Source organism: Sphingobacterium sp., assembly GCF_039596235.1.
Taxonomy (GTDB): domain Bacteria; phylum Bacteroidota; class Bacteroidia; order Sphingobacteriales; family Sphingobacteriaceae; genus Sphingobacterium.
This window is the reverse complement of sequence record NZ_JBCNKE010000006.1, coordinates 99,475-122,748: the sequence shown is the minus strand read 5'-3', so window position 1 is coordinate 122,748 and position 23,274 is coordinate 99,475. Positions and strand designations below refer to the sequence as shown.

The window sequence follows — 23,274 nt, the reverse complement described above, 5'->3', positions numbered from 1 at the left end:
CACCAATTGCATCAATGGAGCGAATCAAATGCTAGCATCCTATGTCATATAAAAAAAAGACGGCAAGCCGTCTTTCCATTCATGTGTTATAGGAATGCTACTTATTTATTTTCTTTACTTTTTCCCTTAAAATGGTACTCCATTGGTATATAATCAACCACGGGATTGTTATTTCGATAGGTTAAGACCAAATAATCTCCGTCCACAAGGACACCATAGCTTTCGTACTGATCGCTATCAGCAAACTTAATACTCTTTTTCTCCCCATCATAGGTAAAAGACCGTTCAGACTTTCCCTCTAAAATAGACTGCTCAAAGGTTGGTTTATTGGAGTCACAAAGCTCATTTCCACGCTCCAGCTTCAATTTTTGAAAATCATTGCCAAAAGAAAACGAATAATGGTTATCCTTTTCACAATCTTCCGGTTTATAATGATATAGCTCGTCTTTCGCATCACCATTCGCGAATGTAGGAACCCAATCATAGAGCGCTAATTGTTTTTTCAGATCGTCCGGTGCTATTTTTTCCGGACTAATGGTATCCTTGCTGCAGCCGCAAAACAAAATCAATACTAAAATTCCGCTAAATAATTTATTCATATTAGTTCTCATTTAGTTATAAGTTCATAACGTTTCAATAGAACTGGCCGCTACAGCGCGAGGGCACTTTTTAACCAAATAGATAAAAATCCATTATTTTCCTCGATTAACCCGTACAGCAAACAATCCGCAGGCAGCGTACATTTAAATCGTGTAATTATATCCCTGAAAAATAAGCCATAAATACCGGCCTTTACCAAAAAACGTTTGATTAAACACACTATAATAAATGTTAAAAACAATGTTAATTAACTGACTATCAAAACATATTTTGTTGATAACATTTTACCACCAATGTTTCTGAAAAACAACCGGCTCTTCAAGAAAAAGTGTCAGTTCAAAAAAAAAATCATGCTGTTTGCCAAGGGTAAAATAAGAGTTAGCTGTCATAGAGATAAAGCTTAATCAATATGAAACTAACATCCATCTTAATAATTGCGCTGACGACCCAGACAATGCAATCACTTGCCCAGGCACAAGATTCGACGAAGACAGACCGACAGGTGGTGACCGAGACTGTGAAAGGCACTGTCCTAGACAAAAATACAAGACTACCGCTCATCGGCGCCACCATCATACTTTCTTCCAAGGGTGTAACAAAAACGGTTAGCACGGATCAACAAGGGGTATTTAAGCTTCCACAAGTTCCAGTAGGACGTCAGATCCTACAAGTGCGTATGGCGGGATATAGGCAGGAAGAATTATCGGAGCTGCTCATTATCTCTGGGCGTGAGAATATACTTAATATTGAAATGGAAGCACAGGCGAATACGCTGAACGAAGCGGTTGTCTACGCCAATACAGGAAAGCAGCCCTTAAATCAAATGGCAATGACCAGTGGCCGCTCCTTTTCTCCTGAGGAGACCAATCGTTATGCCGGCGCTTTCTTTGACCCGGCAAGAATGGCACAGAGCTTTCCAGGCGCCGTGGCAGGTGGTGATGATAATGAAATTATTGTACGTGGAAATTCCCCCAAAAGCTTACAATGGCGATTGGAAGGCATTGAAATTGTCAACCCCAATCACTTTGGAGCCGAAGGTGCTGCGGGTGGCGGGATTAGTATGCTCAATACAATGGTTTTGGGAAAATCTGATTTCTATACTGGTGGACTGGCCGCTGAATACAACAACGCGATATCGGGGGTATTTGACCTTAGATTCAGAAGAGGAAATACCGATAAACGCGAATACACCTTCAATGTTGGGGTATTGGGGGTAGGTGCAACCTTAGAAGGCCCTTTCAAAAAAGGAAGTGAGGCATCTTATTTAATCAGCTACCGATACTCCTCATTGAGTCTATTGGAAAAAATAGGTGTAAAAGTCTCGGATACGGGTATCCCGAAATATCAGGATCTCTCTTTCAATTTTGTATTTCCAACTAAGAAGGCCGGAACATTTTCGTTATTTGGGATCGGCGGCTTGGGAACAGTCAAAGAAACTGCCAAACGCGATTTCCAAAAATGGGAAGAGCGAACAGATGCACAGGACATGAACCTGGGATTTAATGCCGGTAGTGCCGGGCTAAAACATCAATATATCGCCAACGATCGATTGTACTTCAGCAATATTATCTCGGCATCGATCAGCCGCAATTCCAATAAAACTGATACCCTGACACAGGATTACGTAGCCAGTCTATATCACAAAGATAAATTTACAAATACAGCAATCCGCTATGCCGGTAGTCTCAATTACAGAGCAAGCAGCAAAAACACCATCCGCGCAGGTATCAACGCCAGCTTACTGCGCTATGATCTCTATGCCCTGACCTATGACACCGAACTTGCGGCATTAAAAGAACGGATCAATGAAAACGGCAGTACCAGTACCTACGATGCTTTTGCCCAGCTCAAAACTGAATTATCCGATCGCCTGACCTTAAACACGGGTATACACGCCAACTATTTTGCCTTAAGCAAAAGTTGGACTGCAGAACCGCGACTGGGTCTAAACTGGAAAGTCGCAACTGACCAAACCATATCTTTTGGTACCGGACTGTATAATCGTCTAGAACCACTCAGCTATTATTTTGCAAAGAGTGGAAACGGTCAAAACACAACCACTCCTACCGCACTATCACCCACCAAATCCGCTCAGGCTGTCATCGGCTATGAAAAAAATCTAAGCCGCACGCTGAGATTCAAAACCGAAGCCTATTATCAACATTTATATAATGTCCCGGTTTCCTCAGATCCAGAAATGAATTTTTCCCTGCTCAACGTATCGGACATTTCGGCCATCGGCACATCCACTTATCGCCAGCTGATCAATAAAGGTACTGGCAGAAACTATGGGATCGAGTTAACGGTGGAAAAATCACTTAGCAAGGGTTATTATTTTATGGCCACCACTTCAGTATTTGATTCTAAATTCAAAGCACTCAATGGTAAGGAATACAATACCACATTTAACACCCGCTATGTTGCCAATCTGTTATTAGGAAAAGAATGGACGGTCGGAAAGAATAAAAATAACCTATTTGGTATGAATGCCAAACTGATTTATGCCGGCGGTAGAAAATACTCGCCAGTGCTCGAAGAAGAATCTTTGCGACTGGATGAGGAAATCATCGATCAGAGTCGGATCAATACCTTAACTGCTGATCCCTATATCCGATTGGATTTTTCATCCAGCTATCGGATCAATCGTAAAAAAGTGAGTCATCTCATTATTCTGGATATTCAAAACCTCCTCAACAGGGAGAATACAGTCGGGATGCATTACAATTTCAGCAAACGTATCATCGAACCGCAAAAATGGACCGGTATTATCCCAACCATCAATTATCGGATTGAGTTCTAAACATCATATTATGACTGGACGCCCAAGAAGTGATACACATGCAAACAATTAAACTGATGAACAGTATTCAAATTTTTGATAAAGAAGCCCAGCCCCACTGGGCTCTTTCTATTTAATCCTACCGTCCTCCTCTGGACAAAAAAATATACCCTCCAAAAACACGGGCTTTTTCTGCCTGGTCCAACCATCAGAATCCTGCGCTATTAAGGCTATTGTTACGAAAACGATTGCGAAGAAAGCGTAAAATCAATGATCCCGAATGCCGTAAATTCACTGTAAAGAAAATTCATTTTTTCATCCAATTAAATCTAACAAAGCCTATGATCAAGATCCAAAACGCATCCGTTGCGAAAAATCGCTGGGTGCACGCGGCAATTCCATTATCCTGCCTGTTGGTCGTATCCAATCTGGCAGCATCCCAGGCGGCTCCTTCGACGCCTAAATTTATGCCAAGTAAACTTTCATTAGCCATACAACAAAGTTCCATCCAAGGTAAGGTTGTGGACAGCGAAGGCAAGGGGATCGCAAACGTAACGATCCAGATTAAGGGAACCAATCAAGCCACATCAACCAATGCAACCGGTTCTTTCGAACTCAATAGCCAACAGAAAGAAGTCACCTTGGTCATAAGAAGTATTGGCTACAAAGCCATTGAAACGACAGCCCATGCAGGTTCACCTTTGACCATCACCTTGGATAAAGAATCCAAGGGGCTCGAAGAAGTTGTCGTCGTCGGTTTCGGTACCCAGAAAAAAGAAAATGTGACCGGTTCGGTATCCTCTGTCCAAATGTCTGAAGTCCTGGAAAGCAGGCCCGTTACCTCCCTATCGGCAGGTCTAGCAGGTCAGGCACCCGGGCTATATGTCAATCAGGGCTCGGGTAGACCTGGAAATGATGGTGGTACCCTTCGGGTGCGCGGCCAAGGAACATTGAATAACGCCAATCCGCTTGTCGTAATCGATGGTGTGATCGGCGATATGAACCTCATCAATCCGCAGGATGTCGAAAGTATTTCGGTATTAAAAGATGCCGCATCCGCTTCTATTTACGGCTCCCGCGCCGCCAATGGGGTTATCCTCATCACGACGAAAAAGGGGAAGACCGAACAGTTTAAAGTTACCTATAATAATTATTTCTCCAGCCAGAAACCTTCCAATACCATCCATATGGTTTCTAACTATGCCAATTACATGGAGCTGATCAATGAAGGCTACAAAAACGGCGATCCCAATGCGAAACCTACATTTTCGCAGGAGAAAATAGATCTTTGGCGGCAAAACGCTGGCCAGGATCCTTTGAAGTATCCCAATACAGACTGGGTTTCTGATCTCTTCCAAAACAAGATCAGTCAAAACCATAATTTGTCCTTTACAGGCGGAAGTGAAAAGATCAAGTTCTTTGGTTCCTATGGTCTATTGAACAATCCTGGAATTATCGAGCAGGCAACCTATAAACGTCATACTGGACGTATCAATCTGGAAGCCGATGTAAAACCCTGGCTGACCTTGGGCGCGAATATTAACGGTGTTGTGTCAAAGACCGATATCGGGACCAATATCATTGACGATGTCTTCACCTTTGCGGGGGCCAGTACCCCAGGGATGGTACTTAGAGCGCCAGATGGCCGGTTTGGTTCACCCAACAATCCAGAGGACGACCCACAATCCAACAATGTGCTTCATCGCTTATATGGACAAAAAGGCAATATCAATAAAAACCGCTTTGTATCACGTTTTTACGGAAAGTTGAAACCGGTCGAAGGGCTATCTATTGAAGGTTCATATACGTATACTTATGATGATGATTTTATCTATTCACAGCCGGTTTTTAATGACCGTTGGAATTTCCTAACAAACACTGTCGCCACCGCAGGTACAGGTCGTTCCTCCGTGACCAACGAATCTGTTAAATCCTATCGTTATTACATGGATGGTATCGCCAAATACAAAAATACCTTATTTGAGAAACTAAACTATGAGGTGATGGTGGGGGCCAGCCAGGAATATTTTAAAGACGGTTGGTTTGCGGCATCCAAACTTGATCTTGTCGATCCCTCACTGACGGTATTAAACGCGGCGACCATGGATGCTTCCGCCTCAGGAAACATTACGGATTGGGCCATGCGTTCCTTCTTTGGACGACTCAACCTCTCCTGGGACGATAAATACCTCTTGGAAGCCAATCTCCGTACAGACGGTTCATCCCGCTTTATGAGCGGAAAAAGCAGGTGGGGTACCTTCCCTTCGGCATCCTTCGGTTGGAAGATCTCTTCCGAGGATTTCTACGATGTTAAATGGATGCCAAGCCTTAAATTCCGTGCCTCCTATGGTGCACTGGGTAACAATGGTACTTCGGATGCATCCTTCCGCAGGGACGCAAATATTAACAATTACGAATATTTGACATTGTACAATCCAGCCAACTATATCCTGAACAATCAACTCTATGTTGGATTTGCACAGACGGTGTTGAGCAACCCCCTATTGACCTGGGAAAACACCTATATCCTGAATGCGGGACTGGATTTTGACCTCTTCAATTACAAATTAAATGGTTCCATTGATGTCTTCAATAAAGTAACCAACAATATCCTGATCAACCTCCCAGCACCTTTGGTTGCCGGAAATGCCACCATACCACGTACCAATGCTGCGAAAGTACGTAATAACGGTATTGAACTTAACCTCAATTACCGCGATAAGATCGGTGAGGACTTCAAGTTCAACATTGGTGGTAACTTTACCTTCATCGACAATAAAGTGGTCAAATTTAAAGGCAACGACAAATCTATTTCGGGATCAAACTTAATTCAGGAGGGTTATGCCATCAACACGCAGTATATACTTTTGACCGATCGGATCTTGCAGACCGATGCGGATATGCAGCTTGTACAACAAATGATTGATAATGCGCCTACTGATCCGAATACTAATCAAAAAGTAAATCCTTTTGCATCCTATGGAACACCCAAAAAAGGCGATTTACTATATCGGGATACCAATGGTGATGGCATCATTAATGACAATGACCGTGTACCTGTCGGACATGGTACTGCACCGAGGATCACTTATGGCTTTAACATGGGTTTCGATTACAAAGGTTTTGACTTTTCCGTTTTCCTGCAAGGCAATGCCGGCAATAAAGCGGTATGGATAGATAATTATTACACACCTACTGTACGTTGGGGCTATCAGATCAATCAGGAGATCGCCGATGGCCGATGGACAGAGGGCGCCACGGACGCTAAGTACCCGCGGTTATTGCCATACACCGATACCAGGAATATCAAAAACAGTGATTTCTGGTTACAGAACAAGGCTTTTATCCGCGTAAAAAATATTCAATTGGGTTATACTATTCCGAACGAAATTACCAAACGGATCCAGGTTCAGAACCTACGTGTTTTTGGCTCACTTGAAAACTTTTGGACGATTACCAAATATAAGGGCTTCGATCCCGAGGTGAGTGGTACCAATTACCCTACGATGAAACAGGCTGTTTTCGGTCTTAGTTTAACATTTTAAGTTGTCAAATATCATGAAAAAGATTTCACTACTCATAGCTGGATGCATTGCATTATCATCTTGTTATAAACTCGATACAACACCCTACAGTCAGGTCAGTGCCGATACCTTCTGGCAAAATGAAGACCAGGCACTTGCTGGGATACTCGGTTGCTACAATGATCTCAAAAAAGAAGCGACCTTCGGTTTACAATTTTCCTATGATGGACTTAGCGATATTGGGCTCGGCTATGACCCTCCAGGCCTTGGCGAAGTCATCAGTGGTACATTTACAGACCGCTCCTCCATTATCGTGGATAGATGGCAGGCCGGATATGACCTAATCCAACGCTGTAACCATGCTATTGCCCATATTCAGCCCATGACCATAGACAAGGCGAAACAGGAAGGTTTTATCGCCGAAGCGAAATTTCTCCGGGCATTGATGTATTTTCAATTGACAAACCTCTATGGGGCTTTGCCTATATATGATGAGACCGTTGATCTGAACAAAGATTTCAGTTCACTCAAAAATAGCCGTTCTTCGGTTGAAGATGTCAGGAAATTTATCCTTGCCGACCTCAACTATGCTGTCGATAAATTACCCGTAACGTATGACGCTAAACATTATGGCCGAATCACAAAGGGTGCAGCCTATGCATTAAGAGGTAAAGTAGCCCTATACAACAAAGATTGGACCTCGGCAATCCGGGATTTCGAAGAGCTTGTCTACAATAAAACGAACAACTACGGTTATAACCTCCATGCAAATTATGCGGCTTTATTCACGCCAGAGGGGGATCAATCCCCTGAGATGATCTTTGCCATACAGAACATGGGTGGAACGGGATTTCCTTATGGGATGCCTATGGCCTGGTATATGGGGACAAGATCGACTTTTGGCAGTGACTGGAACAACTGCTTGCCAAGCACCCGGCTTGCAGACCGCTATGAAAACCGGGACGGTAGCCCTTTCAACTGGAATGACCATTTCCCAAATTATAATGCCGACAATGCCGTCAAAAAACAGGCGATGGAATCGACACAATCCGGTGGTGTATTGACGAAAGTACCTGATACAGCCAAACTACGCCAGATCTATGCCAACCGCGATCCACGGATGAATCAGACGCTTATCGTCCCTTATTCACACTATTTGGGCTGGAACGCCAACAAAGAACGTGACATGCAATTTATTCTCGCAACAGGGGTAAATGAAAATTTCGGACAGATTCGTAACAACCGCGGCTGGTATACCTACTTATGGCGCAAGTTTGTCCCTGAAGGGAATCTTAAAGGTGCTATTACCGACCGCGCGCATACACCGATCAACTTCCCGATCCTTCGTTTGGCAGATGTATTGTTGATGCTTTCCGAAGCCTATAACGAAACCAATCAGCTTGACAAAGCAATCACGGAACTGAATAAAGTCCGTACACGTTCGAAAATGCCGGCCTTAAACAGTGGCAGCTCATTTTTGGTCGTGAATAATAAAACGGAAATGAGTAAGCGTATCCAGCACGAACGTGCAGTCGAACTTGCAGGGGAAGGCTGGCGTTATTTTGACCTCAAACGTTGGAACTTATTGGAAGAGCTGTCGAAGGGCATTATCGAAAAGGGCATTACCGGTGATAATCTCGTTACAAGGGGATATCAAACCCGACATAAACTCTGGCCGGTTCCGGGACAAGAAATTGAAATGAATGCGGCTCTTCTACCCCAAAATCAAGATTGGTAAACATGAGAAGATATCTAATCCTATTCTTTTATCTCAGTAGTCTCTCTTTTCAGGGACTACTGGGAAAAGAATTAAAGCTGCTCACAGACACTTTTAAGCCTGAAGATCTCAAGCATAGTTTGAGCAGGAACAAATCCTGGGTGCCCTATCCAGACTATTCCGCTCGAAAGGCATGGGATCAGCTGATGGCACCATTCCAGGAAGAGGTTATCGCCAAAGGAGATAAAGCCTTAAGCTATCAATGGCAGGTCGTCAAGGCAACCGATTATCTGGAATATGAACGTTCCGGCAATCGCAATATAATGGAAAAGCCGATGAACGAAAACTGCGCTGCCCTCACCAACCTATTATTAGCTGAGCTGGCAGAAGGGAAAGGACGTTACATCGATCAGATCCTAAACGGTACCTGGCATATGACCGAGATGTCAACCTGGTCATTATCAGCCCACCTACCCGCTTTCCAATCCAGCAAAAGATCGCTTCCACAGGAACGCACACACGTGATCGACCTGATGGCTGGCGATGTAGGATCCTTACTTTCATGGATACATTATTTCTTTCGGGACACCTTCAATAACATCAATCCCGAAATTAGTATTCGCTTAAAACAGCACATCCAGCAACGCATTATACAGCCCTATCTCGACCGCAATGATATGTGGTGGCAGGGATTTGAACTCAAGGGAAATCAACTGGTCAACAACTGGAACCCCTGGTGCAATTTTAATGTACTTACCTGCCTATTACTGGTGGAAGACAATCCGGATGTTCAACTGAGCGGGATCTATAAAACCATGACTTCGGTCGATCGCTTTACCGACTATATCAAAAAAGATGGCGCTTGTGAAGAGGGCCCATCCTATTGGGGACATGCGGCCGGTAAGCTGTACGATTATCTGAAGATCCTTGCCCTGGCAACACAGAACAAGATCAGTATCTTTGACAGACCACTTATCCGGGATATGGGTGAATACATCGCACAATCGTATATCGGCGGAGACAGATGGGTGGTTAATTTTGCCGATGCCTCCGCCAAAGGCGGTGGGGATCCGCTACTCATCTATCGTTATGGGCAAGATGTACACAGTACCGAAATGATGCAATTTGCACGCTATATGGCAGACCATAGCGGTAAAGTTGCGGACTTCAAACCCTCACGCGACATCTTCCGTGCTTTTGAAGACCTACGCTGTTTTCCACAGCTGCAGCACACACAGCCAGCGCTTCCTCAAAATGCATTTAAGTGGTATCCGGAGACGCAGTTTCTCTATCTGAAAAAGGCAGATTTTTTCTTCGCCGCCAAAGGTGGTTTTAACAATGAGAGCCACAACCATAACGATGTCGGAAGTTTTATTCTATATCAGGACCAGCAGCCCCTTTTTATTGATGCTGGTGTCGGAACCTACACGAAGAAAACATTTAGCGACGACCGCTATAGTATCTGGACCATGCAGGGTGCCTACCACAATCTTCCACTGGTCAATGGCACTGATCAGGCCTTTGGTAAGGAATATAAAGCCGAAAATGTGGTATTCCTACCTGAACAGAATAAATTCCAGCTTGATATCGGGAAAGCCTATCCAAAGACAGCCAATATTGAACATTGGATCAGAAGTTACAGCCTTACAGCCGAAGGCCTGGCCATTGTGGACGAGTTTAAGATCAAAAATCCGACTCAGCCCAATACTGTTCATTTTTTAGTTTCTAGAGAACCTGAAATTAAAAAGGGCCTGATTGTAATGGCTGACGATCTAGCCGCATTGCATTTTAATCCTGCACAGTTCACTGCTTCCTACGAGGCCATTCCACAGGATGACCCTCGTCTGAGCCAGGTATGGGGAAAGCAGCTTTACCGCATCAGCCTGAAGGCCAAAAGTATCAAATCGACTGGGAAATATAGTTTTATCATTAAAAAAGCCAAATGAAAAGAAGAAATTGGATTCAAGCCGTAGCATTAACTACCGCAGGGGCGCTAATGAACAGCCGCTTAATCGGTCAGAGCAAATCTGGTAGTCCAGCGGCGCAACCCTCTACTGACGATCGCGCTTATTGGGTGTCTATTTTAACAAAAATGGCCAGCCCTATTCTCGATCGTATCAGCAAAGAGCGTTTTCGCGCGGAGATGCCAATTGTTAAAAGCGAAACTTATGACTATATAGATCCCAGTGTGGGGTATTTGGAAGCCTTTGGCCGATTATTGGCCGGTATGGCTCCATGGCTGGCCCTGCCAGAAGATAAAACCGCAGAAGGAAAGTTGCGTGCTAAATTTAAGCAACAAGCCTTGCTGGGCATAAAACATGGTGTAAACCCTGCTTCGGCTGATTATTTCTCCTGGCGTAGCAAGTCCAAGCAACCTTTGGTTGATGCTGCACATTTGGCGCAGGCATTTATGCGTGCTCCAAAAGCATTATGGGATCCGTTGCCGCAGACAACAAAGCAACAGGTTATAACTGAATTCAAACACTTACGCTGGATTAAACCTAACGAAAGCAACTGGTTATTATTTGCCGCAATGACCGAAACTTTTCTGTACAGTATCGGTGAAGACTGTGCCCGTGAGAAAATAGATTATGCGGTGAACAAATTTGATCAGGAGTGGTATGTCGGCGACGGATGGTATAGTGATGGAGCCCGATTTAGTTTTGATCATTACAATGGCTATGTCATCCATTGCATGCAAGTGGAGACCTTAAGAAATAATCTTAGCGCCGATGCAAAGTACCAATCCATGTATGACCGAGCATATAAACGTATGCAACGTTATGCACATCATCTGGAGCGCATGATTTCACCCGAAGGCACCTACCCTGTTGTTGGGCGGAGTGCAACGTATAGAAATGCAGCCTTTCAACCGCTGGCTGCGGTGGCGCTCGATGAAAAACTGCCCCCGGATCTCTCCAATGGACAGGTGCGCGCTGCATTGACAGCAGTCCTCAAGCACATCTACGCCGATCGCATTTTTCATGCGGATGGTTGGATGGCCCTGGGATTTATCAACGCCGATCAGGGAAATATAGCAGACAGTTATACGAACTCCGGTTCGCTCTATACTGCCTCCCTCTCATTTCTACCACTAGGTCTTCCACCGACACATGCTTTTTGGTCTGACGCTGCTGCACAATGGAGCTCGCAAAAAGCTTTTGCAGGTTTACCTTTTCCAAAAGATTATTATGTAACTTACTAATAAATAATACCATCAAAGATAGCATGCCTGTCAGTTCATTTATACCGGCGAGGCTATTCATGCTGCCAAGGCGGCATGGATACCTTAAAAAATAATTGATGGACAAATAATGATACAAATGAAAAAAAGAAAAAGCAGTTTAAAAACAATCCTTCTTATCGCTTCGGGGCTTTTTGCGCTCAGTTTTATGGACCAAAAGCCAAACTTTATTGACACGAGTTTCAAAGCTGCAGAGAAACAATATCAATTTTTGGCTAAAGAAGCTGACAAGGATCATAAATTCCCGCGCACATTGACTCACGACGGAAAATTGAAAGGAACTGACGAATGGGATTGGACCGGTGGTTTTTTTCCGGGTTCACTATGGTATATTTATAACCATACGCACAATAAAGAAACCGAAAAAGAGGCCATAAAATGGACCGAAGCGCTCGAGAAAGCAAAGGACCTGGATCAACATCACGATATTGGTTTCGTCATGTATTGTTCCTATGGAACAGCAATTAAATACCTCAAGGACCAGAAAAAAATTGCCGATTATAAAGCTATCCTCGTGCATTCGGCCAATACCGCATTAAAGCGATTCGATCCACAGGTTGGTGTCATCAAATCCTGGAATGAGAAAAAATCATGGGATGGGAAAACACTTTGGAAATACCCTGTGATCATCGACAATATGATGAATCTGGAAATGCTCTGTTACGTATCCGACCTGACAGGAGATCCCAAATACCGGGACGTGGCCATCAGTCATGCCACGCAAACCATGAAAAACCATTTCCGCAAGGACTTTAGTACCTACCATGTTGTCGATTATGACGCCAATGGGCAGGCGATCCATCAACAGACCAACCAAGGGTATTCGGACAACTCCACTTGGGCGCGTGGACAAGCCTGGGCGATCTATGGATTTACGATGATGTATCGGGAGACGAAAAAACCGGAGTTTCTCAGAACAGCACAGGCAGCAGCTAAATTTTATATGACCCACAAGAATCTTCCAAAAGATAAAATCCCTTACTGGGATTTCAATGCAGGACAACAGGGCTACAAATCAGATGCGGATTTTTCAACGTTAAAGCTAAATTACGTCCCTCGTGATGCCTCCGCAGCAGCTATTGTCGCTTCGGCACTCGTTGAACTATCGACCTTAACATCGGGAGCCGAAAGCAAGTCCTATTTGGCCTTCGCAAAAGAGAGTCTACAAACACTTTCAGGAGCAGGTTATTTTGCCAAATACGGAAGCAACGGCGGTTTCCTGCTCAAACATAGTGTTGGCAGCCTTCCGCATCATTCCGAAATTGATGTGCCATTGACCTATGCGGATTATTATTATCTCGAGGGATTGACTCGCTTGAAACAGCTCAGAAAACACTAAAAATAAACTGTATCAAAAGCTAAACTTTGGCAAACAGGGCCAAATAATCTTCGGGAACCGCAGTCAAACGAATGAATAAAGTCCAGTTTCTTTACAGATCCTGGACTTTAAATTTTACGGCAATTACCAAAGGATCAAACCTTCTTAATGATCAGTGGGAATTGTTGCTGATAGCGTGCTCCCCGCATACTCTGCCTGTGGCAGTGCCAATTCGAGGGTTTGATTTAGCTTTGCGCTTTGATTGATAAGATGAATGCGTACGGCCTTTTCCTGTTGCATTGGATCTGCTACATCTAGCTTGAAGGCTCGGTCTCCCTTTGTGATTTGCAGAATGACAGGCTTGTCCACCTGAATAGACCAGGCTCCAATCTGATAGGTACCTGCCTGATGAAACACAGCCTGCATGGTGGCTAGTCCCTGATGTTCGACAGCTTGAAGAGCAGGCGTATTGTGCCAGATTTTTAGCTGCTGCATCACCTTCTTATCGATCGTTGTCACACTGGGGACAACGATATAAGCATAAGTTCCGTTTACCGGCCTGCTTGCGTGCTCAATCCATAACTTAAATACCTTTCCATGGACAAGATCTTTTGACCGGGAGCGATTGATCCGGTACCAGGATCCAGTTTGTTCTTTTGCTGTTAGTATAATTTTTGTCTTTTCCGGGAAATAATAACCAACCTGATTATGCAGTACATACTCCCCCTGCTTTACATTCCTAACCGCTGAATCCATCAACATGTTTTCATTTCCATTCCAGACGATGGGGCTTTTCAACCAGGTCTGATTGAGTGTCGTAACGACGGGTTCGGCGGCACTACTGTTAATTCCGTTCCCCAGACAGACAATCTCCTTATCAAAAAAGAACCATGCTTTTTTAGCTGCTACGCTATCGTATTGGACCGACATCGCCGAGACACCGGTCTTACCATTGCTCGCGCCGCCAGAAAAGCTGTTGGCAGCCAATACACCCCACTGTTCTTTGAGTTCCTGATCAGCCTGATAATCGCGGGTAGTTGTCCCCGGAATCTTGTCCCATTCCCATACGGGCATGATATTATAATATTCCGGACCAAATACCTGAATATTGGTTACACCATCGCTCATATTTTTGCCGAGCATATTCTCACCATTTCCAGATTCCGATTTGTTGGTACGCTTGCTTGCCAGGCGTACATTGAAATGATAGTGCTTGCTGAGATGTGTTGTGTAATCTCCCTTCCAATAATGCCGGTGCCGGGATTGCTCTTCGGCATCAAAAGCCTGTATACTGTCCAACTTTGCCAATCCTTTCTTCCAGACCTCATTTTTAGCCGGATCGATCAATTGCATCTGCTGCAATATGCCCACTTCTTGATCTTTGCGTAATATATTTGGCCGCGAGACTCCACGTCCATGCACATTAAAGTCAATATAACGTGAACGAATAATCGGGAGATAGGTTTCCAGAAGAAATTTTTCGAAGAGGTCCAATTTCTCTTTAGTGACAGCATAAGGCGTCTCGCGGACATAAGCCATTACCTTAGAAATTCCCTTTAAAAACTCTTCGCCATAGCCCGCAATATACAATTGTGGCCCATGCTGTAAGTAGGAGAAATCATATTGCAAGCCCTCCTTGCCATCCACCAACTGGATGGGGAAAAGTAGTTGTTCCATTGCCGAAGCCAATAACAAAGGATCTTCCAGGATCAATGCACGGTAGAAATAGTGCATCGCGATGTCGCTCTTGTTCGCACCTGTTTTTTTATAAGGATCTCCCCGTTCCATCAGTTTCACAAGCTGTGATTCCACAGCTACCGGAATTTTTTCCTGACCAAACTTCATCAGTATCAAACATACACCGATCGCTTTTGGCGATGCAATTTCATTGTGCCACCAGTTCGTTGATTCAAAGCGGTTATTTGCCCAATACTGCGCCGCCAGTACAATCTTGTCATAAAGCGACTTTTGCTGATAAGATTTACTAGTGGGGGATACATAGGCTACAATCAGCGCTTTCAAACGATCCAGGTGTTCCCCTGGAGGCCAGAGTGATATTGCTTTACTCTTGTAATCGATATCGGGCCATGTTCCGGCCGCTGTCAATTGGCTGCCCCAGGATGCCGCCTGTTCCGGATGCGTCGCCGAATTGAGCAATTCATCGTCATATACATGTTTTTTGATGCGGTCAAATGTCTGCTTGTCCTGTGCTCTTGCCATGACCAGCCCAAAGGATAATAAGAATATAAGTATAATTTTCATTCGCTTTATAATTGCTACCCGATTAAGGATATTGTTTTTCTGCTGACCTTCCTATGACCTCCATTCGATGTTTCATCATCTGGTTCTGGTCATTATCCAAGACTCCACTCAACCATTTGGGCGCAGCCATCTTTTTTTCCCACTCAGCCAATTTATTCAACATATCTTTCACCCGATCGGGGTATTTTTCAGCAAGGTTATGCTGTTCCTTAAGATCATTTTTCAGGTTAAATAATAATATAGGATCATCTTTGACAACAATGAGCTTCCATTCGGCATGACGAACCGCCTTAGCGACACCCCGTCGCCAAAATAGGTAATCATGCCCCTTCTTCACCGTTTTATAGGACGACAATAGACTTAGCCCATCAACCTGCTGTCCGGGGATGTTTTTCCCCTGTATAGCATCTAGGCTCGTTGGCAAAATATCCATACCCGATACCATCGCATTGGCTACTTTTCCTTTTGGAAGTTGTGCGGGCCACTGCATGATCATGGGCACACGAATACCCCCCTCCCATTTCGAGCCTTTCAAACCACGCAATTGACCATTATCAGCACCGTTATTTGTTGCTGCCCCATTATCATTCATAAAGATAATCAGCGTATTTTCATAAAGTCCATCGTTTTTCAACTGTTGTATCAGTCTTCCGATATTGCTATCCATGTTTTCCAGCATCGCCAAATAAGCACGCCGCAAAGGATCTGTGACATGGGCATATTTATTTCCCTGTGTCAGCGGAGGTTCTACCGGTGTATGCACCGCATTAAATGCGAGGTACATAAAAAAAGGCTGCTGGCGATATTGATGCACATAGGAGATTGCTTTGTCTGTCAATGTCTCTGTCAGATATCGGATAGAATCCTCGGGCACTACTCGATCATCATCCATCAGCATATGTGTGGCTTTAACCTTTCCGGGGATCGGAAAATAAGAGCGATCACCACCGATAAAACCATAAAAATGGTCAAAGCCGCGCTTAAGCGGGTGAAATTGTGGGCCATCTCCCTGATGCCACTTACCAATGGCAACTGTCTTATACCCATTGTATCGCATAAAATCGGCTACTGTCGCTACGCTGGTATCCATCCCGATATCTTCCAATGCTGTTCCCGTGATCGGACGTTTGGAAATATTGTGTTCAAATCCAAAGCGCTGTTGATACCGGCCCGTCAGCAAACCCGCACGTGAGGGTGCACAAACCGAAGCGGAGGCATAAGCACACTCAAAACGAATCCCCTGTTTAGCCAGTTCGTCGATGTGCGGTGTATACACCTCCTTGCCGCCATAGCAACCAAAATCATCATAACCGCCGTCATCACTTAAAATAACAATGACATTTGGCCGCTGCTGGGCAAAAACAGAAATCTTAACCAAAGAAAGTACACTCAGCAAAATAAGTATACGAAAAAACGTTATTCGGTAGATCATCGCTTTAGATTTATCCTTAAATGTAAACTTAAATGTATTGGATTTTTATAAAAAAACCGAAAACGATTTCGTTAAGTCGATTTTTTTTAGTCCTTTTAGAAAGGTGAATTTAATCCGAAGCAGATGAAAAAAAATGAACGGGATCAACTTAAGGTTATTGCTAATTTTCTAGTCGGAAATGTTCAGGAGCAGGCGCTAAGGGAGGCCCTGTTGAGCCTATGCGAAAGCTGGCAAGACGACATCCCCGCGGATCTTTTTCAGTTTGCGGAAAAATGGTCAAAAGTAGCATCTCCCATACCAGTACCACAACTATGGGCAGATTTCACAAAGGTCCTTTGTATGTACCCCAAACTAGGCTTTGTTGTTATCGAGGGGGGCCATATCGCAGATATTCGCAGTTTTTATACCGAAATCAATCGGGTCTATATGGCCGATGAGAATTGGAAAATTGGCAGCCTCGATGGCTTCGATGATCTACTGCACGGCGGATTTGGCAAATTGCAGCATGCAAAAAAGCATACGATCATTTGGCGGGATGTTGCTCATAGCCGGGCAGCATTGGGACTGAGCACCACACTCGCCTATTATCAGGAAAAACTGACCGCAAATACGCAGTTCAATCAGGCTTATTTCCAGCAAAAACTAAGCGATTTACAAGCCGGAAAGGGACAGACCTATTTTGATATCGTAGCGGAAATAATACAATCACACCCGAAGATCGACTGGATTCATTAAGCTAATGAACCGTTTCAAAATGTTATCTTTAGTGTACCTAAACAGTGTACGATGAAACATCTAATAAAGACATTCTTCCTGCTGACCATGCTATTTCAGCATGCTGTCTATGGAAATAGCCCGCTTAAGGTAGCCGTTGCGGGCCTCAATCATGACCATGTCTATCTTCTTTTAAACTTACACAAGGAAAAGAAGGTAGAGATTATCGGAATAGCAGAGGCTAATAGCATTCTTGCCGACAAGATTCAAGCCCAATATAATCTTCCGAAGTCCGTTTTTTACCCTGACCTCGGTTCGTTGCTCAAAAAGGTGAAACCCCAGGTTGTCCTTGCCTATAATCCCACGAATGAACATATTAGGGTAGCAGAGATCTGCCTTCCGCTCAAAATACCGGTCATGGTCGAAAAACCCCTGGCAACCACAGCAGCAGATGCCAAACGTATAGCTATATTGTCCCAAGAAAACAAAACTCCTTTTCTAGTCAATTACGAAACGACCTGGTATAAAAGTAACCAACAGCTCAAGCGATTGCTAGATCAACACGCAGTCGGCAGAGTGACACGAATGATTGTAAAAGACGGACATGAAGGGCCTAAAGAAATTGGCTGTAGCGGCTATTTTCTGGACTGGCTAACAGATCCACAGAAAAATGGCGGCGGAGCATTGATGGATTTTGGCTGTTATGGCGCCAATCTGATGACCTGGATCAAGAATGGCGAACGGCCTATGTCTGTCACCGCGTTTACGCAACAGCTCAAACCAGAAGTTTATCCAAAGGTAGAGGATAATGCCACAATTATCTTAAACTACCGCGATGGCAGCACAGGTATTATCCAAGCATCTTGGGCATGGCCTTACAGCGTAAAGGATCTACAGGTATTTGGAACGAAAGCCCAGCTTTATGCGCAAAATGACAAAACGCTGTTGAAATATGCACAACATAACGAGAGCCCTACAGTTATTCCAACAGATCAACCCTATTTTGAACACCATATCCAGTATTTGGAGCATGTATTAAGTGGAAATCAGCTCGCGGACAAGGATCTGGGTTCACTCAGCAACAATGTGACTGTCGTTGAGATCCTGGAAGCAGCCAAGCGTTCCGCAAAGGAGGGAAAAGTCATCTTCCTTGATTAATTTACATGCTTAAGAGCTGATCAGAGATATTACTTCTTTTTTCTAAAAGGAATAAAACGATATAATCTACACAAAAGGGCAAATACAGATGTTGAAAACACAATATTAATTAGCAATCCAAGCAATTTAAAATGCTGAAAACTTGCATATTCATCGCGCTCGGGACTATACCCGGTTCCTTCTGCATAGAATTCTGAAGGAAAACCCATGACTAATTTGCCATCTACAGGCAGTTGATTCTGATAAGAGAGCGCTGTCACAACAGCAAAAACAGCCATCGTACCAGCCACTCCTTTTAAGATGGTTAGTACGATGGCTGTTTTATTTCCGGGAATCATCTTATTCATTGGGATAAATATAATGATTGTTTTTTTCTCAGCTTTGCCCATTTAATAAATAGTGCTTCCGGCCAGTCTGTTGAAAATCCGGCAAGAAAAAAGAATAACTATTTTCTATACTTCTGACAACAAGTTTATTTTGTTGGATAAAGTTGTACAAGACATTTTTAAGGTGTCGGGGGAAAATCTGTAAATGAGCAAGGCCGGTATATTCAACTTTACGAAACATTTGCAATGCAGAGGCACCATGTTCAAAGTAATTGCGCTCCAATAACTCGACCAATTGTTGCCGGACGTGAAGCATCGCATCCGATTCAAGCTGTAGATCCTTTTCCGCTTTCCACTCCTCAAAATTTAATTTGGGAGTAGCTGGCTTCTCTTTCTCGGTTAAAAAAGCCCAAGGCACCTCTATGGAATAATTCCACTTCACTTCATCCTCTTCGATTTTAAAACGTACCAGACGCTCCTCAGGAGCCTCATCTTTTTCGCGATGGAATTTCATGGTTTCGATCCGCGAACTCGCGTATATCCGATCCAGTAAAATAGATTCCTGTGTTAAAAACTTCTGGACTTGAAACATTTTTTCAAAATCCAGATAGGCATGATCAGGCTTGCCTAGTAGGAACGAAAGTTCTTCAGGCCGCCACTTCTTTTCTATCCTCCGCTTAAAATAGGTATACCAAAGTTGAAAATCATATGAATACATCATTCCTGCGTAGGAAGCTGTGGTTGTTGATTGGGTCTTCATAAGTTAAGTTTATAATGGGTTACTCGAATAATTTAAGTAGTTCTTCTTTACTAATAGACTTCATGAGATTCACTTCATCTAAAATCAATCCTTCGGCCATTCTCTTTTTAATGGTCTGAAGTTCCAATATTCGTTCTTCGACAGAATCTCGGCATACGATCTTGTAGGCCATGACATGTTTGTCTTGACCAATACGATAACAACGATCTATTGCCTGAGCTTCAGCAGCAGGATTCCACCACGGGTCCAAAATGTAAACATAGTCTGCCGCAGTCAAGTTCAGCCCTGTTCCACCAGCTTTTAAGCTAATCAAAAAAACACGGCAGGTATCTTCAGTTTGAAATAGCTCAACTGCAGACTGCCTTTGTTCCTGATGCATTTTACCATCGAGATAGGTATACCCTAAATTGTATTTCTCGATCCGTTGAGCCACAAGCTTAAGCATAGACGTGTAAGATGAAAAAAGAAGAATCTTATGATTTGGAGCTACTTCTTCCATGATTTCGTCAATAAAATCCAATTTAATGGAATCATTGGCAAAATCACCGTCTGTCATTAGTACAGGAGAATTACACAACTTCCGTAGTTTCTGTAGAGCCTCTATAGCTAAGAACTTGGATTTTGTAGACTCCTCACTGTTTAAATTTTCTTCAATCTCCTCTCGATATTTTTTACGATAGCTATCATAGATTTTCCGTTGCCCCTCTTGCATATCCAAATACAAAATCGTCTCTGTTTTATCAGGTAAATCTATTGCGACTTGCTTTTTGGTCCTTCTCAGAATAAATGGTGCAATCATCTTTTGTAAATTCATGAGTGACACATCCATTCCCTCCCCCTCTCCCATAGACTTAAACATTTTGTTAAAATTTCTGTAATTCCCAAAAAAACCAGGGTTGACCATTGTCATTTGTGCATAAATATCTTGAATGCCATTTTCAATCGGAGTACCGGTCATTGCAATCCGAAATGATGCTTTAATAGAAAACAAATACTCGAATCTTTTCGAATTTCGATTCTTTACCATTTGAGACTCATCCAAAACCATATAACTAAATGACTGGGATTGAAGAAAGGAAAAGTCTGTCATTGCTGTCCCATAGGTTGTCAGCACAATTGATGCTTTTGCTAACGTCTCTTGGTCCTTTCTTTTTATGCCATGATAGATATGATAACGTCGCTGCGGAACAAATTTTTTAATTTCGTTTTGCCAATTGAATAGCAATGAATTAGGAACAATAACAATGGAAGGGTCCGCATCCGGATTATTTTGGTAGTAGTATTCCAATAAGGTAATTACTTGTAATGTTTTTCCAAGTCCCATATCATCCGCCAGAATACCACCCCATTGAAATTCTTGTAGAAATCCCAGCCAACTAAAACCAACCAATTGATAGGGACGCAACGTTGCTTTGACCGTATCCGGAACATCTAATAAAGGAATTTCGGTCATATTGGCTAATTTATCCCGCCGTTCTCTTGTACTATCATTAATAATCTTGGGATCTATTTTTTCCAATTGCGTTTGAAATGAGATCAATTGTGCCGAAGTCAAAATAATATATGGATCTTCTACACATCCCTGAGCAAATAAGGGTATAAAAAGGGATTTCAAAGAATCGCTGATATAAACGTGATCTTCGCCATTAATCTTAAACCAATTTTTCTTTTCAAATAGATAATTTTCAAATAAACTAGGTTCCAATATTAGTTTGCCTAGCTTAAATTTTATATCGATATATAACAAATTTGATTGAGATTTCACCTCAGACACTTCCCATTTCAAAGAGAAAGGATAATAATAAGATCCTTGAACGAGTCCTATAAGTTTAAGCTTTATCTGATGATCTTGACATGCTTTGCGAAGATTTTTTATCCAATTTGTTCGAGCAATTAAAGATGTTCTCAATTCCCAGGTATGAGGGGAAGCCTGTTCTTCAAAACATTCATGTTGATTTTTAACAAAGTTGCTAAAAGCCAGTTCAGCATCAGTGTCTCGATCTTGAACACGAATTTCATGATCAACATAGGTTACAACAGTTGTACTAGGCATCTCCACAATGGGTAGGGTAACTGTCCCAAAGTCTATAGATGCTTTCAAGAGTAGAAGATCGTCCTGAAGGGATATCTCCAATATTTTCGTTTCCTCAATTGTCTCTTTAGCTGCGGTGTGATCTTTGACCATTTCATTTTCATACACTAGCGGGAAGTATTGAGTTATTGGACGCAATATATCTTCGTAAAATTTAGGGATGTCTTGTCGCAACACAAAAATTTTGAATGCGGAATGCCTAAATTGATTTAGAAGTTTTCCGATTTGCATATCGTCAATAAAAAGTACGTACTTGGAATTTAACTCGACAAAGAAACTATGCACATCGCTCAAAAACTTGATTTTCTTTAACAGATTTCCCTTATAATACGCCAGCACTTCCATCAATAAACCTTTTTGATTTTCTACTACGTGAATCTTAAGCTTAAAATCACCATTAGCAATTTTCAATTTATACAATTGATTGGAAGCAGCGCTATATCGGAATTGGTAATGTCTTAGACCAAAATTGTTCGTATGGGAATAGAAAAAGATCACTTCATCACGCCCCCATTGGTTCGAAATGAGATCTCTCCATAAATCCATTATTCGGTACGCCCGTTCATTTTGTTCAAGTGATGAAAGTTCGTCTGATCTAACCCTACAAAATGCGAAAGATCCTAACTGCATCATCTTCTTTGCCATCGCATCAAGCATCATCTCCTGGCCGGTAAGATGTTCCGGATGTGGCATGTCATCATTTAATAGATAGCTTTCTTTGAAAATGTTTTTTTTCTTTTCTGCGCTTAAAAATGGAAGTAAAAAAGGCAGTTGATCAATCGTATTATTTATCGGAATTGCTACAATAAATTTGCCTTCCGATCTGCAAAGTGTAGGTTCTAAGGAAGAAATTTTATTACTGGCCGTATGACATAATTCCGATGCTCCATGAAAACCATAAATGCTCCCATAATCTGCTTTTGCGTTGATCTCAATTTTCGTTATTCTGCTATGTTCATCTTTAAGAGATAAACGAAATAGTTCACGTTGGTCAGGCTGAGGTAAAAACCATTTCGGATCGTATAAATGCGAAAAATAATATTTATTCCCACTTAGTTTTTCTCGCAATAAACCATAGACATGTTCACATAACGTCGTGTTCATGTTTCCACATGAACAGTTCGCTTTCAAATGATCCGCGGTCAACGTGATCAGCACACGAATATTTCCCTTGCTCAAACTTTCAAATGCATACTTATTATTAAAAACACTCTCTTCAAGGATTATTTTAAAATCCCAAGATAGTCTTGCAGACTTTTCGTTAAAAAATCTTTTCAGATAAACGATAGAAAGGGATTTTTCATGCTTATTTTGCCATGGTATCGTTATATCTATTTCATTTTTCATT

At 42.7% G+C, this 23,274-nt stretch carries 14 protein-coding genes; 8 read left to right on the top strand and 6 right to left on the bottom strand.

Annotation, left to right across the window (positions count from 1 at the left end):
* Positions 1-101: 101 nt before the first annotated feature.
* Complete coding sequence (locus tag ABDW32_RS13910) at positions 102-599, bottom strand: hypothetical protein (RefSeq protein ID WP_343563368.1); 498 nt, start codon at positions 597-599, stop codon at positions 102-104.
* Between the two features lie 410 nt (positions 600-1,009).
* Between ABDW32_RS13910 and ABDW32_RS13905 the strand changes: the two genes are divergently transcribed.
* The 6 genes from ABDW32_RS13905 (at position 1,010) to ABDW32_RS13880 (ending at position 13,203) form a co-directional block, all read left to right on the top strand.
* Positions 1,010-3,400 carry a TonB-dependent receptor gene (locus tag ABDW32_RS13905; protein ID WP_343563366.1) on the top strand — a complete coding sequence of 797 codons (2,391 nt, stop codon included), beginning with the start codon at positions 1,010-1,012 and terminating at the stop codon, positions 3,398-3,400.
* Positions 3,401-3,720: 320 nt separating this feature from the next.
* Positions 3,721-6,924, top strand: coding sequence for a TonB-dependent receptor (locus tag ABDW32_RS13900; RefSeq protein ID WP_343563364.1), 3,204 nt, complete (start codon positions 3,721-3,723; stop codon positions 6,922-6,924).
* A 13-nt stretch (positions 6,925-6,937) separates the two neighbouring features.
* The gene (locus tag ABDW32_RS13895; protein ID WP_343563362.1) at positions 6,938-8,641 is read left to right on the top strand and encodes a RagB/SusD family nutrient uptake outer membrane protein; all 1,704 of its coding nucleotides are present in this window, start codon (positions 6,938-6,940) and stop codon (positions 8,639-8,641) included.
* Positions 8,642-8,643: 2 nt separating this feature from the next.
* Positions 8,644-10,566, top strand: a complete 1,923-nt coding sequence (locus ABDW32_RS13890) for a heparinase II/III family protein (protein WP_343563360.1) — start codon at positions 8,644-8,646, stop codon at positions 10,564-10,566.
* On the top strand, positions 10,563-11,825 hold the full coding sequence (locus ABDW32_RS13885) for a DUF2264 domain-containing protein (RefSeq protein ID WP_343563358.1): 1,263 nt from the start codon (positions 10,563-10,565) through the stop codon (positions 11,823-11,825). The genes ABDW32_RS13890 and ABDW32_RS13885 overlap by 4 nt, the downstream gene beginning before the upstream one ends.
* Positions 11,826-11,943: 118 nt before the next feature.
* On the top strand, positions 11,944-13,203 hold the full coding sequence (locus ABDW32_RS13880) for a glycoside hydrolase family 88 protein (protein WP_343563356.1): 1,260 nt from the start codon (positions 11,944-11,946) through the stop codon (positions 13,201-13,203).
* A gap of 144 nt (positions 13,204-13,347) precedes the next feature.
* On the opposite strand, the gene ABDW32_RS13875 is transcribed toward ABDW32_RS13880, so the two are convergent.
* Positions 13,348-15,444 carry a polysaccharide lyase 8 family protein gene (locus tag ABDW32_RS13875; RefSeq protein WP_343563354.1) on the bottom strand — a complete coding sequence of 699 codons (2,097 nt, stop codon included), beginning with the start codon at positions 15,442-15,444 and terminating at the stop codon, positions 13,348-13,350.
* 22 nt (positions 15,445-15,466) lie between these two features.
* Positions 15,467-16,876 (bottom strand): sulfatase-like hydrolase/transferase, encoded by a 1,410-nt coding sequence (locus tag ABDW32_RS13870; RefSeq protein ID WP_343563352.1) that lies wholly within the window; start codon positions 16,874-16,876, stop codon positions 15,467-15,469.
* A gap of 123 nt (positions 16,877-16,999) precedes the next feature.
* Here ABDW32_RS13870 and ABDW32_RS13865 point away from each other — a divergent pair, with 123 nt between their 5' ends.
* Together ABDW32_RS13865 and ABDW32_RS13860 are read left to right on the top strand one after the other, a co-directional pair.
* Positions 17,000-17,611, top strand: a complete 612-nt coding sequence (locus ABDW32_RS13865; RefSeq protein ID WP_343563350.1) for a hypothetical protein — start codon at positions 17,000-17,002, stop codon at positions 17,609-17,611.
* A gap of 51 nt (positions 17,612-17,662) precedes the next feature.
* A complete protein-coding gene (locus ABDW32_RS13860) occupies positions 17,663-18,748 on the top strand; it encodes a Gfo/Idh/MocA family oxidoreductase (protein ID WP_343563348.1) in 1,086 nt (361 codons plus the stop codon).
* A 29-nt stretch (positions 18,749-18,777) separates the two neighbouring features.
* Here the strand turns inward: ABDW32_RS13860 and ABDW32_RS13855 are convergent, their stop codons facing one another.
* Genes ABDW32_RS13855 through ABDW32_RS13845 form a run of 3 tightly spaced genes read right to left on the bottom strand, consistent with a single transcriptional unit; the run spans position 18,778 to position 23,273 of the window.
* Positions 18,778-19,095: a hypothetical protein gene (locus tag ABDW32_RS13855; RefSeq protein ID WP_343563346.1), complete on the bottom strand. Its 318-nt coding sequence runs from the start codon at positions 19,093-19,095 to the stop codon at positions 18,778-18,780.
* A gap of 28 nt (positions 19,096-19,123) precedes the next feature.
* Entirely contained in the window at positions 19,124-19,834 is a 711-nt protein-coding gene (locus ABDW32_RS13850) for a hypothetical protein (protein ID WP_343563345.1), read from the bottom strand.
* Positions 19,835-19,853: 19 nt separating this feature from the next.
* Entirely contained in the window at positions 19,854-23,273 is a 3,420-nt protein-coding gene (locus ABDW32_RS13845) for a DEAD/DEAH box helicase (protein WP_343563343.1), read from the bottom strand.
* Between the last annotated feature and the right edge of the window lies 1 nt (position 23,274).

What these genes read in the sequence shown, in the direction of transcription:
- ABDW32_RS13900 (WP_343563364.1), top strand. Translation starts at nt 3,721, where the DNA reads ATGATCAAGATCCAAAACGCATCCGTTGCGAAAAATCGCTGGGTGCAC.
- ABDW32_RS13890 (WP_343563360.1), top strand. Translation starts at nt 8,644, where the DNA reads ATGAGAAGATATCTAATCCTATTCTTTTATCTCAGTAGTCTCTCTTTT.
- ABDW32_RS13860 (WP_343563348.1), top strand. Translation starts at nt 17,663, where the DNA reads ATGAAACATCTAATAAAGACATTCTTCCTGCTGACCATGCTATTTCAG.
- ABDW32_RS13895 (WP_343563362.1), top strand. Translation starts at nt 6,938, where the DNA reads ATGAAAAAGATTTCACTACTCATAGCTGGATGCATTGCATTATCATCT.
- ABDW32_RS13880 (WP_343563356.1), top strand. Translation starts at nt 11,944, where the DNA reads ATGAAAAAAAGAAAAAGCAGTTTAAAAACAATCCTTCTTATCGCTTCG.
- ABDW32_RS13875 (WP_343563354.1), bottom strand. Translation starts at nt 15,444, where the DNA reads ATGAAAATTATACTTATATTCTTATTATCCTTTGGGCTGGTCATGGCA.
- ABDW32_RS13850 (WP_343563345.1), bottom strand. Translation starts at nt 19,834, where the DNA reads ATGAAGACCCAATCAACAACCACAGCTTCCTACGCAGGAATGATGTAT.
- ABDW32_RS13855 (WP_343563346.1), bottom strand. Translation starts at nt 19,095, where the DNA reads ATGAATAAGATGATTCCCGGAAATAAAACAGCCATCGTACTAACCATC.
- ABDW32_RS13845 (WP_343563343.1), bottom strand. Translation starts at nt 23,273, where the DNA reads ATGAAAAATGAAATAGATATAACGATACCATGGCAAAATAAGCATGAA.
- ABDW32_RS13885 (WP_343563358.1), top strand. Translation starts at nt 10,563, where the DNA reads ATGAAAAGAAGAAATTGGATTCAAGCCGTAGCATTAACTACCGCAGGG.
- ABDW32_RS13905 (WP_343563366.1), top strand. Translation starts at nt 1,010, where the DNA reads ATGAAACTAACATCCATCTTAATAATTGCGCTGACGACCCAGACAATG.
- ABDW32_RS13910 (WP_343563368.1), bottom strand. Translation starts at nt 599, where the DNA reads ATGAATAAATTATTTAGCGGAATTTTAGTATTGATTTTGTTTTGCGGC.
- ABDW32_RS13870 (WP_343563352.1), bottom strand. Translation starts at nt 16,876, where the DNA reads ATGATCTACCGAATAACGTTTTTTCGTATACTTATTTTGCTGAGTGTA.
- ABDW32_RS13865 (WP_343563350.1), top strand. Translation starts at nt 17,000, where the DNA reads ATGAAAAAAAATGAACGGGATCAACTTAAGGTTATTGCTAATTTTCTA.